At 71.9% G+C, this 12299-nt stretch carries 9 protein-coding genes; 7 read left to right on the top strand and 2 right to left on the bottom strand.

All coding sequences use genetic code 11. The features are described 5' to 3' along the window. Positions 1-9 precede the first annotated feature (9 nt). Entirely contained in the window at positions 10-672 is a 663-nt protein-coding gene (gene leuE / locus GLX30_RS14270) for a leucine efflux protein LeuE (RefSeq protein ID WP_159688241.1), read from the top strand. Positions 673-1091: 419 nt separating this feature from the next. On the opposite strand, the gene GLX30_RS14265 is transcribed toward leuE, so the two are convergent. Then, the gene (locus tag GLX30_RS14265) at positions 1092-2423 is read right to left on the bottom strand and encodes a polysialyltransferase family glycosyltransferase (RefSeq protein WP_159688238.1); all 1332 of its coding nucleotides are present in this window, start codon (positions 2421-2423) and stop codon (positions 1092-1094) included. Next, positions 2423-3406, bottom strand: coding sequence for a glycosyltransferase family 2 protein (locus GLX30_RS14260; RefSeq protein WP_159688235.1), 984 nt, complete (start codon positions 3404-3406; stop codon positions 2423-2425). Before GLX30_RS14260 ends, GLX30_RS14265 begins: the two co-directional genes overlap by 1 nt. Before the next feature lie 186 nt (positions 3407-3592). Here GLX30_RS14260 and GLX30_RS14255 point away from each other — a divergent pair, with 186 nt between their 5' ends. From GLX30_RS14255 to GLX30_RS14230, 6 genes are all read left to right on the top strand, one after another. After that, entirely contained in the window at positions 3593-4909 is a 1317-nt protein-coding gene (locus GLX30_RS14255) for a DUF6716 putative glycosyltransferase (protein WP_159688233.1), read from the top strand. Positions 4910-4956: 47 nt separating this feature from the next. Continuing rightward, entirely contained in the window at positions 4957-6231 is a 1275-nt protein-coding gene (locus GLX30_RS14250; protein ID WP_244258146.1) for an acylneuraminate cytidylyltransferase, read from the top strand. Between the two features lie 12 nt (positions 6232-6243). Next, positions 6244-7167, top strand: a complete 924-nt coding sequence (locus GLX30_RS14245; RefSeq protein WP_159688228.1) for an N-acetylneuraminate synthase family protein — start codon at positions 6244-6246, stop codon at positions 7165-7167. 573 nt (positions 7168-7740) lie between these two features. Continuing rightward, positions 7741-8775 (top strand): hypothetical protein, encoded by a 1035-nt coding sequence (locus GLX30_RS14240; RefSeq protein WP_159688226.1) that lies wholly within the window; start codon positions 7741-7743, stop codon positions 8773-8775. Between the two features lie 206 nt (positions 8776-8981). Beyond that, positions 8982-10217, top strand: coding sequence for an amidohydrolase (locus tag GLX30_RS14235; protein WP_159695039.1), 1236 nt, complete (start codon positions 8982-8984; stop codon positions 10215-10217). 950 nt (positions 10218-11167) lie between these two features. Beyond that, on the top strand, positions 11168-12220 hold the full coding sequence (locus GLX30_RS14230; protein ID WP_159688224.1) for a BMP family ABC transporter substrate-binding protein: 1053 nt from the start codon (positions 11168-11170) through the stop codon (positions 12218-12220). Positions 12221-12299: the final 79 nt, after the last annotated feature.

Genomic DNA, 12299 nt, shown 5'->3' with positions numbered 1-12299 from the left:
CTCCGCCCCATGCTGGGTGTCACCGATCTTCCGACCTATCTCGCAGGACTTGTCCTGATCGTCCTGCTGCCAGGACCGAACTCGCTGTACGTGCTCTCCGTCGCCGCGCGCCGCGGTGTGCGCACGGGCTACCAGGCCGCCGCCGGTGTGTGGTGCGGCGACACCGTCCTGATGGTGCTGTCCGCCGCGGGCGTGGCCTCGCTGCTCCAGGCCAACGCGGTGCTGTTCGGGATCGTGAAATACGCCGGTGCCGGCTATCTGACCTGGCTTGCGATCGGGATGCTCCGCGCGGCCTGGTCGATGTGGCGCACCCGCGGCGAGCGGACCGCCGACGGGGTCTCGGCGGAGGTGTCCGCCGAGGGGCCGGCCGCTGAGCGGCCCTTCCGCAAGGCGTTCGTGATCAGTCTGCTCAACCCGAAGGCGATCCTGTTCTTCATCGCCTTCTTCGTGCAGTTCGTCGACCCGGCGTACGCGTACCCCGCGCTCTCCTTCACGGTGCTCGGCGCGCTCGCGCAGCTGGCGAGCGTCCTCTACCTGAGCGTGTTGATCTTCACCGGCACCCACCTCGCGGCCGCGTTCCGCCGCAGGCGGCGGTTGTCGGCGGGGGCGACGTCGGCGGCGGGAGCGCTGTTCCTGGGCTTCGCGGTCAAGCTCTCCCTGAGCGGCACGTGACCCTTCCCCACCCCGCCCCTCCCCGAACCGGGGCAAGCCCCGGGCCCCGTACGGCCTTCGGCCGTGCCCTCGATCGCCGGGCGGGCTGGAACGGCCGCCGCGCGGCATACAGCTCCGCCGACGGAGGCAACTCCGGCCTCGCCGGCGTTTGAGGCGCGGGCCGGACGGGGGTCCCCCCACGCCGCCGGTGTAGGGGGAGGAGTCCCCGAACCATCGCGCGGAACGTGGTGGCGGGTCCGGGCGGAGCCGGTTTCGGGAAGGGGCGGGTAGGGGAACAGTCCCGCGCAACGGCACGAATGCGCGGTGGATGACGGCCTCGTGCGGCGGCCCGCACGCGCGCGCGGTGCGTTGACGGTCCCGTGCAACGCCACCCACGCGCGGGGCGGTGACGGCCGCGCGTAACGCCACGCTCACGCGCGTCAGCCCAGGGCCGCCACCCGTTTCAGGACCCGCCGCATCCGCCGTCCCCTCACCACCCGCCGTACCGCCCTGTTGCGGGGCAGCGGCACACCTCCCGGCAGGCCGAGCACCGTCAGACGGCGGCGCTTGAAGTAGCGGGCCGTACCCGTGCCCAGGCTGCCGCGCAGATAGCGTTCGGCCGCCGGCCGCAGGTCCGCCCGTAGTTTCGGCTGCATCGCGAAGCCCACCGCGGCAAGGAGCCCGGCAAGCTGCCCGTCCGCCGCAGCCGGCGGGCCGGCGGCGCCCGACGCCAGGTCCGGCAACAGCGCGTCGGCGATCGTCAGCGGCACCCGGTTACTGTTCTGGTACGGGCTGAGCCGGTCGAGGAGCGGCTCCGTGCCGATCCGGGCGACCGGGATGCCGTAGAAGGTGCCGGCGGTGAACAGGGCGGTGGAGAAGCATCCCGCCACCAGCGCCGGACGCATCTGCTTGAACAGCACCTCGGCGAGCACCGGCCGCTCCAGCACGGTCAGTTCGACCCCGAGCGACGCGGCCCGGCGCTCCAGCGTCCGCGTCCACGCGGCCGGCGCCGTCGGGTGCGGCTTGAAGACGACCCGGCGGTGGCCGAGCGCGGCCACGCCCGCCAGCATCCGCATGTGCAGACCCTCCTCCTCCACCGGCGTGAGGATGCCGAGGGCCGCGAGGTACTGGCCCAGCAGCAGCGCCGGGCCCTCCGGAACGCCGTCGCAGGCGTCCGGCACGGCGTCGGAGAGCTCGCCGACGACCTTGACGAAAGCCTCGGTCGGCACGAGCCGCTGCTCCACGCCGAACTCCGCGAGCAGCAGCGGCTTCAGTCCCGGCACCAGGTCGAGGTGCAGGAGGCGTCGTACCCGCTCGCCGACCAGCGGGTCGATCCTGTTGCGGGTGGGGCCGTAGCTCATCAGCCCGTCCGCGTACACGTCCAGCGCAGCGTCGGGGAAGAGCTGCGCGACCGCCAGCGCGGGGTTGACCTGGACGGATTCGACGGCGAGCTCGATCCGGTCGTCGCCCAGTTCCCACAGCTGCCGCAGATACCGCTCCCACAGGGGCACGTCGTCGCCGCGGGGCGCCCAACCGGCGGGGTGGAAGGGAGAGATGGTCCCGTTCCAGGAGAGCACGTCGTCGAAGCGGCCGCGCAGCCGCTCGAAGCCGGCCATCTCGTCGAGGGCAGGTGTCGTCTCCGGTGTGGCCGCGTTGTTGGAGACCAGCAGCAGCCGGCGGTCGGCGGTGGTGAAGCCGCCGCTGTCGATCGCGGCGGCGAGCGTCGCCGCGCCGTAGAGGGAGGAGGCGAAGAAGATCTGTGTCGTGGCCATCAGGCTGCCGCCTCCACGGAGAGGGGAGCGGGCCGGCGGCGGACCTTGCGCAGTCGCGAGGCGCGGTCGGCGTCCATGGAGTCGATGGCCTCGTTCAGCACGTCCTGCGGCATACGCTTCAGTGCGGCCGCGCTCATCGTGCGCAATTTCCGTGCCACGGCCGGTTCGTACCTTTCAATGGATCCCAGGTGATGGGAAATTACCGCGCAATATGTGCGGACCGCCTTGGGCAGCAGCCTTTCCGCGTCGGCGTCCTTCGCCGTTTCCTCGATCACCTGGTCGAAAGCCTTGATGAAATCGAGCTGCCTGATGTCGCCGATCTGGGTGAGCGAAGAAGCGATCCCGCGCCGGTAGAAAATTCCCAGGTGGCTTATCACGGCGAACGAATCCGCCTCCCGGTGCAGCCGCCATATCCAGGGCCGGTCCTCCGCAGTGCGCAGCCCGTGCGTGAAGTGCAGCAGTCCGCGGTCCACGAGCCGCCGGTGGTACATCCCGGCCCAGGCGTACGGGTAGTCGACGGCGGTCGAGCGGGAGGCGGGCAGGATGGCGTCCCGGGGGCGCAGCACCTCACCGCGCCGGCCGACGGGCACCCGGTGGATCGAGCGGGACCGTCCCGTGCACTGCACATGGTCGGTGCGGACGAAGTCGCACCCCAGGTCCTCCATGGCGTTCAGCAGGTGCTCGAAGTGGCCGGGTGCCAGCCAGTCGTCACCGTCGAGGAACGTGAGGTATTCGCCGCCGGCCGCGTCCAGACCGGTGTTGCGGGCGGTGGCCAGCCCACCGTTCCGTTCGTGTCCGACCAGAACCGCGCCGGGAAGCTCACGCTCCGCCCGCTGCAGGATCTCCGGAGTCCCGTCCGTCGAACAGTCGTCGACGAGCACGAACTCGAAGTCGGCGCGGGCGTTCGCGCGAAGGCTTCGCAGTGTGTCGGGGGCATATGTCTGCACGTTGTAGAACGGCACGATGACGGAGAGCTTAACCACCCGCGTGACGCTAGGGGGCGCTCGGCATTCGCATCGACGCATACAAGGATGTCAGGTGAACGTAGGGCGACGAGCTTGTTAACCGACCCGTTCCCCGACCTGCTTCTCCTTCCGTAGGCGCCCTGTTAACCGTTTGTTGCTGCCGAGTTGGGCCGTGGAACCACATGCCTTTCTAACGTCCTCGACGTGCCAACAAGTACCAGCGAGGCCGTACGGGTCGCCGTACTCGCCGATTCCGACACCCGGTGGAAATGGGGTGCGCTCACCGCGCGCCGCATCGCGCCGAGCACCTCCGTCGAGCTGAGCGGCTTCCTGCTGCGCGGCCGGGCCACACCGACCGCCCGCCAGCTCGCGGAAGTGGGCGTGAGCGCCGACGAGTTGCGCGAGGTGACGGGCAACGAGTTCCTGCGGGCGGTGAGGGACGGGTCCTACGACATCGTCGTCCTCGCGCTCGTCGGCGGCGGCGTCCAGGCCATGCTGCACGGCCTTGCCGCACTCGGCCAGGACCGTCGGCCCGTCGTCGTCACCGGCTACGTCGGCGTCGTCTACGAGAAGCTGTCCGACGGACTGCTGCTGCGTCACGGCGCCGACATCGTGCTCGCCAACTCCCGTCACGACGCGACGCGTTTCCGCGCCGTCTACGAGGGAGTGGGCGCCGACGCCGGCTCCGTCACCGAGGCGGCGCTGCCCTTCCTCGGCGGGGCGCCGTACCGGCCGTGTGAAGGCCGCGACACCGTCGTCTTCGCCGTCCAGCCGTCCGTGCCCGAGTCCCGCGCGGACCGTGCGTACCTGCTGCGCAGACTCGTCGAGCACGCCCGGCTGCACCCGGACCGCGAGGTGCTGCTGAAGCTCCGCTCCAAGCCGGGCGAGCACACCACCCACCTGGAAGAGATCCCGTACCAGAAGCTCGCGGAGAAGCTGCCCGGCGGACTGCCGCCCAATTTCCGCCCCGTGTACGGGAACATGGGCGAGGTACTGGACCGCACCGACCTGCTGGTCACCGTGTCGTCCACCGCCGCGCTCGAGGCGCTCCACCGCCGTGTCCCCACCGCCGTGCTCACCGACCTCGGCGTGCGCGAGGCGCTCGGCAACCACCACTTCCTCGGCTCGGGGCTGCTCGCCTCCTGGGACCGGCTCGACGGCGGTCACCGCCCCACCCCCGACGCCGACTGGCTGTCGCGGCAGGGCGTCGCCGCCGACCGCTCCTACGAGAGCGCCTTCGACGAGGCCCGCAAGCGGGTCGCCGAACTGCTCCTCGTGCCGCAGCTCCCGGCGATCGCCCCGTACTACACGCCGACCACCGCGCCCGGATATCTGCCGGGCCTGCTCGCCCGCCACCACCTCGCCCCGGACGGCACTCCGCTGGCCGGCACCGCCCCCACGGCGGAGGCCACCGGCGTTCGGCGGGTGGTGCGCGACGCCGTACGCCGAGCGGCGCGCGGCGCGTACCGCCACGGCGTGCAGCGCGTCGCGCCCATGATCCGCCGGATGGGTGAGCTGTGACCCGCCGGCCCTACCCGCTTCCGGTCCCGATGCGTCAGGAGCCACCCATGACCGTTCTCGCCGTGATCCCCGCCCGTGGCGGATCGAAGGGCGTCCCGGCCAAGAACCTGGCCGCGGTCGGCGGCGTGCCGCTCGTCGCGCGGGCCGTCCGCGCCTGCCTCGACGCTCCGCTGGTCACGCATGTCGCGGTCTCCACCGACGACCCCGAGATCGCGGCCGTCGCCCGTGGCGCCGGCGCGGAGGTCGTGCTGCGGCCCGCGGCCATCGCGGGAGACACGGCCACCAGCGAGTCGGCGGTCCTGCACGCCATGGCCGCGCACGAAGCCGTGCACGGCGAACCCGTCGACGTGGTGCTGCTCGTGCAGTGCACCAGCCCCTTCATCGCCCGGGAGGACATCGAGGGCGTCGCCCGTGCCGTCGCCCTGGACGGCGCCGACAGCGCGGTGACCGTCGCGCCGTTCCACGGCTTCGTGTGGCGCGAGGCCGACGAGCCGGCGACCCCGTCCGGGAAGAGCGCCGAACAAGCGGGCGGTGCGGCCGTCCTGGTCGACACCGCCACGGCCACCGGCTCCGGATACGGCGTCAACCACGACTCCTCGTTCCGGCCGCGCCGCCAGGACCGCCCGCAGGACTTCCTGGAGACGGGAGCCGCGTACGCCATGTCCGCGGCCGGCTTCCGCGAGGCCGGCCACCGGTTCTTCGGCCGCACCGCACTGGTGCACACCGATCCGGCGCGGGTCCTCGAGGTGGACGACCCCCACGACCTCGCCCGCGCCCGCGCGCTGGCGCCACTGCTCGACACCGCCGCGGTACCCGGCCGCGACGACGTCGACGCCGTCGTCCTCGACTTCGACGGCACCCAGACCGACGACCGGGTCCTCATCGACGCGGACGGCCGCGAGATCGTCTCCGTCCACCGCGGGGACGGCCTCGGCGTCGCCCATCTGCGCAAGGCCGGCCTGGAACTGCTGATCCTCTCCACCGAACAGAACCCGGTCGTCGCCGCCCGCGCCCGCAAGCTCAAAATCCCCGTCCTGCACGGCATCGACCGCAAGGACCTCGCACTCAAGCAGTGGTGCGACGAGCGGGGCCTCGCGCCCGAGCGGGTGCTCTACGTCGGCAACGACGTCAACGACCTTCCGTGCTTCCACCTCGTCGGCTGGCCCGTGGCCGTCGCGAGTGCGCACGACTCCGTACGCGCCGCCGCCCGTGCCGTCACTGCCACACCCGGCGGCGAGGGGGCGATCCGAGAGATCGCCGCCTGGCTCCTCGGCCCGACGCTCAACACCCCTGAACCCGCCCCCATGTCCCCCAAGAAGTAAGGAACCACCCCCATGAGCACGTCCCGTCTGCGCGCCCTCGGCAACAAGATCGCGGGCCCCGGCCACCCCGTCTACGTCACCGGCGAGATCGGCATCAACCACAACGGCGACCTGGACAACGCCTTCGCCCTGATCGACGCCGCCGCCGAAGCCGGCTGCGACGCCGTCAAGTTCCAGAAGCGCACCCCGGAGATCTGCACCCCGCGCGACCAGTGGGACATCGAGCGCGACACCCCCTGGGGCCGGATGACGTACATCGACTACCGCCACCGCGTCGAGTTCGGCGAGGACGAGTACCGCCGGATCGACGAGCACTGCAAGGAGCGCGGCATCGACTGGTTCGCCTCCCCGTGGGACACCGAGGCCGTCGCCTTCCTCGAGAAGTTCGACGTCCCCGCCCACAAGGTGGCCTCCGCGTCGCTCACCGACGACGAGCTGCTGCGCTCCCTGCGCGCCACCGGCAGGACCGTCATCCTCTCCACCGGCATGTCGACGCCGAAGCAGATCCGCCACGCCGTCGAGGTCCTCGGCAGCGACAACATCCTGCTCTGCCACGCCACCTCCACCTACCCGGCCAAGGCGGAGGAGCTCAACCTGCGGGTCATCAACACCCTGAGGGACGAGTACCCGAACGTCCCGATCGGCTACTCCGGCCACGAGACCGGCCTGCAGACCACCCTTGCGGCCGTCGCCCTCGGCGCCGCGTTCGTCGAGCGCCACATCACCCTCGACCGCGCCATGTGGGGCTCCGACCAGGCCGCCTCCGTCGAGCCGCAGGGCCTCACCCGCCTGGTCCGCGACATCCGCACCATCGAGGCCGCGCTCGGCGACGGCGTCAAGAAGGTCTACGACTCCGAGCTCGCGCCCATGAAGAAGCTGCGCCGGGTCACCGGCGTCGTCGCCGAGGCGGGCGACCGTGAGCCGGCCGCGGTCTGACGACCGGGCGGCGACGCGCGGCGGCGCCCGCGCGTCCGCGGCGGGCGGACACCGCCTGCCCGCCGCACCGTGCGCCACCGGGCACAAGGCCGCCGGGCGCGGCACGGGCGGCTTCGAGCGTCGCCGTGCGGCCGCCCCGGCGGCCTGCCGGCCGGTGCCCCCGGCCGCACCCGGACCCGCTTCGGGCGGAGGGGCTTCGCCCGGACCCACCGCCCCGGTGGTCCGCCGGCCGGTGCCCCCGGCCGCACCCGGACCCGCTTCGGGCGGAGGGGCGCCGGCGGGGCCGGTGCCGGGCGGATCCGTATCAGCAGGTTCCGCTTCGGCCGGTTCGGGGAAGGCAGCGCCGGTCCGGGCCGGATCCGTCCTGGCGAAGCCGTGTCGGGCCGGATCCGTTTCGGCGGGATCCCCGTCGGCGGGTGCCGTGACGGCAGGGCCGGTCCGGGCCGGATCCGTCAGGAACGTCGACTCCGTCGCCGTGGCCACCGGCCGCGGGCAGCAATCCACCAGCGCCCTGCGGGGTGGTCAGCCACGGACCCGGCTGAAGGCCGGCCCGGAATCACGAGGTGACAACCAGTGAATCTCGCCTTCGTCGAGAGTCCGGTCCAGCTCCTGAACGTCCTGGAGTGGGCCCACGCCACGCTGGCCGTGCCCGGCCCCGGCGATCTCACCGTGGTCGTGCTCTCGCCCACGGACCCCATGTCCCGCGGCCAGCTCCGCCGGATGGCGGAGCTGGCCCGTGACGCTGGTTTCACCGTCCGCTGGCAGGAGGCGCGCGGCGGTACGGGCGCCCCGCTGCGCACCGTGCGCGAGCTCGGCCCGATACTGCGCCGCGCGGAGCGGATCGTCATAGGTGACCCGTTCTCCCGCTACGTACAGCTCCTGCTGACCCTGGTCGGCAGGAAGGACGTCACCGTCGTGGACGACGGCACCGCGACCATGGAGTTCGTCGCCCAGGTCTCCCGCGGGGAGCAACTGGTGCGCTGGCACCGGCGCGGCAGCCGCCGCGGGCCGCGCGAGCTGGTGCTCGCACCGGTCACCTTCCTGGCCCGGCGCCGTCTCGCCCCGTCGAGGACCCGCTCGGTCGAGGTGTTCACCTCGATGCCCGTGGAGCCGCCGCCGGGGATCACGGTCACGCGCAACGACTTCGCATGGACCCGCGCGCGATTCGGCCCTCCGAGGATCACCCGTGGCGCGGACATGGTCGGCACCTCCCTGGTGGAGACCGGCGTCGTCGACCTCGGGCAGTACCTGGAGGCGGTCTCCGCCCTAGCCCGCACGCACGGCGCGACCCGCTACTTCGCGCACCGCAGGGAGAGCGCGGACAAACTGCACCGGCTCGCGGTCGAGACGGGCCTGGAGGTGGTACGCCCGGAACTCCCCCTGGAGCTGATCGCCCGGCGCGGCCCGATCGGAGCAACCGTGCTCAGTTTTCCCTCCACCGTGGTCCACACCCTGCCCCTGGCCCTGGCGGGCACGGGAATCAAGGTGGCGGTCTGCGACATCGCACCCGAATGGCTCAGGGAGAACGCCTCACCGCGCGCGCAGGGCTTCCTGGCGGGCGTCACCGGCACGGCCCGCGATGTGCAGCGGCTGCCGGCGCCGGCTTGAAGAGCCGGGAAGAAGCGGCAGTGAGCGGACGGGCACGGTCCGGAAAGGAAAGATCGACTCAAGAGCGAGCCGCGTGAGTTTACCCACTGCCGCGAGCGGTGAACCGCCGTGAGCCCGGAATTCTGTCCCCTGTGTGGCTGATGTTTTGTTGATCGCACGGCAGTTGAGGCGTGAAGGGGCATACCCTTCACTGGGTGAACCAGTTGATGTCCCGCGAGTCCGAAGAAGTCGAACGGCCCGGCGCAGTCGCACTGCACGGCACGCTGTCCGAGTCGCTGCGTGCCGAACTGATCGAGTTCCGGCGCGACTTGCACATGCATCCGGAGCTCGGCAACCAGGAGTTCCGTACCACCGCCATGATCAAGGCGCGCCTCGAGCAGGCCGGGCTCGAGCCCCGGGTCCTCGCCGCCGGCACCGGCCTGATCTGCGACATCGGTACCCCGGCTCCGGGCGCCGTACGGCCCTTCTTCGCCATCCGCGCCGACATCGACGCACTGCCCATCCCCGACACCAAGGCCGGCGTCCCCTACCGTTCCACCGTGCCCGACCGCGCCCACGCCTGCGGTCACGACGTGCACACCACCGTCGCGCTCGGAGCGGGGCTCGTGCTCGCCGAGCTCGACCGGCAGGGACTGCTGCCGCAGCCCGTCCGGCTGATCTTTCAGCCCGCGGAGGAAGTGCTGCCCGGGGGAGCGGCCGACGCGATCGAATCCGGCGTGCTCGAAGGCGTCAACAAGATCATCGCGGTTCACTGCGACCCCAAGGTCGACGCCGGCGTCATCGGACTCCGGCCCGGACCCATCACCTCCGCCTGTGACCGCCTCGAGGTGACCCTCGACGGCCCCGGCGGCCACACCGCCCGCCCGCACCTGACCACCGACCTGGTCACAGCGGCGGCGAAGATCGTCACGGAGGTCCCCGCGCTGCTCGCCCGCCGCGTCGACGCCCGGTCCGGGCTCGCCGTCACATGGGGACGCATCGAGTCCGGCCACGCCTGCAACGTCATCCCGCAGCACGCCGAACTCTCCGGGACCGTGCGCTGCCTCGACCTCGAAGGCTGGCGAGAGGCCCCCGACCTGGTGCATGCGGCGATCGACGAGATCGCGACGCTGCACCGGGCCAAGTCCCAGATCGACTACGTGCGCGGTGTGCCGCCCGTCGTCAACGATCCGGTCGTCACGGAGCTGCTGCGCGACGCGCAGACGGCGCGGCGCGGTTCGTATGCGATCGAGGACACCGAACAGAGTCTCGGCGGCGAGGACTTCTCCTGGTACCTGGAGCACGTGCCGGGCGCGATGGCCCGCCTGGGCGTGCGGGTGCCGGGCGACACGGTCAGGCGCGACCTGCACCGGGGAGACTTCGACGTGGACGAGTCGGCGATCGCGGTGGGCGTGGAGCTTTTCACGGCGGCGGCGCTGCTGGATGCGCGCATCGCGCTCTGACGCTTCTGGGGCGTTGTTGGGCCTGGCGCCCGGGCCGTGGGCGCGGCGCGGTCTCGGGGCGCCCGTGCCGGCCGGCCCGGACCGACCCGGTCCGGTCCGCGTGTACGGCGATCTCCGGGCGGGGCCCGGGGCTCTGAGCTGGGGCCTTGCCCGTTCTGCGGGTGAGTGACTTCGGGCGGGGCCCGGTCCGGTGCGTGTCGCCCCTGGCGGGCGGGCCTGGTCCTGGTGCGTGGCGCCCTGCGGGCTGGGGCCCGGTCCTGGTGTGTGGCGCCCTTGCAGGGCGGGGGCGCCGGCTTGGTGGGTGGTGCCGGTGGTCGGGGCCTCCGGAGGGGGGTGCCCGGAATGGCTGTCCTCACCGCGCTGCGCGCGAGTTGCGACGCTTTACTTCCGGACACCCCCTCCTACGACCCCGCCCCCCTCACGTCCGGTACCGCCCGTACCGGCCGGTGGCCGCTTCCACGCGGTGTGGAGGTCCGGACTCTGGGCGAGGGCCGCGCGTGGGCGTCGGCCGCTCCGTTACCCCGTCCTGGCTGTGAGGCCGCTCAGGTAACTGGTCGCTTCCGGGGCGGAGTTTTCCGGCTGGTGGCCGGGGGCAGTTCGGTGGGGCCGCGCGCGGTGCCGGCCGGTGTCCGTTCCCGGGCGGCACCGCCGGTCGGGGGCGCGGCGCGAAGCCGCCGCTTCGGGGGTATGGGGGCGGCAGCCCCCTGGGGTCCGGGGCTTGCCCCGGTTTCGGAGAGGGGGAACGACCCCGGGACGGGAAATGGGACGACACGCCGGGCCCCTCCGGGGAGCGACGTCCGCCGTCCCGGCCTACCGTGGTGTGTGGCCTGTTCGCGACGATCCGATAACGACTGATGAACGGGTCTTTAACTGACATCTACGCGCGTTACGATCGCCGCGAACCCAGCGCCGGAAGTGGCGCTTTCGGTCAGGTTTAAAGGAGCCCCCCAGTGCGCCGGATCACCAGGATCGCCACCGTGGGCATCGCGTCCGCGGCTCTCGCACTGTCTGCCACCGCGTGTGGCGGCAACAAGTCTTCCGAGTCGGGCGGCTCGGACGACAACGGCGGCAAGGCCGCCATCGCGTACGACATCGGTGGCCGTGGCGACCAGTCGTTCAACGACGCCGCCTTCGCGGGCCTGGAGAAGGCCGAGAAGGAACTCGACATCCAGGGCAGCGAGGCCGAGCCCAGCGAGGGCGAGGGTGACCCGGACAAGATCCAGCGCCTCACCGCGCTGGCCCGCGCCGGCAACAACCCGGTGATCGGTGTCGGTTTCGCCTACGCACCCGCCATCGCCGAGGTCGCCCCGAAGTTCCCGGACACCACCTTCGGCCTCATCGACGACACTTCCAAGACCGGCAAGAACATCGCCAACCTGGTCTTCAACGAGGAGCAGGGCTCGTACCTCGCCGGTGTCGCCGCCGCCAAGGTGACGAAGACCGACACCGTCGGCTTCATCGGTGGTGTGGAGACCCCGCTGATCAAGAAGTTCGAGGCGGGCTTCGTCCAGGGCGTCAAGGACACCAAGCAGGGCGTCAACGTCAAGGTCCAGTACCTGACGCAGCCGCCGGACTTCGGTGGCTTCTCGAAGCCCGACCTCGGCAAGGCCGCCGCGCAGGGCCAGCTCGACGCGGGCGCCGACGTGATCTACGCGGCCGCCGGTCTCGCGGGCTCCGGCTCGATCGAGGCGACCGCCAAGGCCGGCAAGTGGGCCATCGGCGTCGACTCCGACCAGTACAACCAGAAGGGTCTGGCCGCCTACAAGGACCAGATCCTGACGTCGGTCACGAAGAACGTCTCCGGCGCCGTGTTCAACCTGATCAAGTCGGTCCAGGACGGTAAGCCGCAGACCGGTGAGGTGCGCTACGGCCTCCAGGACAACGGCGTCGGCCTGTCCGACTCCAACCCGGCCTTCACCAAGATGACGGACGTCATCGCCGCGGTGGACAAGGCCAAGGCCGACATCATCGCCGGCACGATCAAGGTCAAGACCGCTCCGTAGCCGAGCGGCCGGAACCGCAGTCCGCGGGCCCCGGGGCGCAAGCCCCAAGGCCCGCGGACCGTTTCCGGCCCCGGGTTTT

Source organism: Streptomyces sp. Tu 2975 (assembly GCF_009832925.1).
GTDB lineage: Bacteria > Actinomycetota > Actinomycetes > Streptomycetales > Streptomycetaceae > Streptomyces.
Note: the sequence above shows the minus strand (reverse complement) of the source record. Positions and strands in the feature narration are given on the sequence as shown.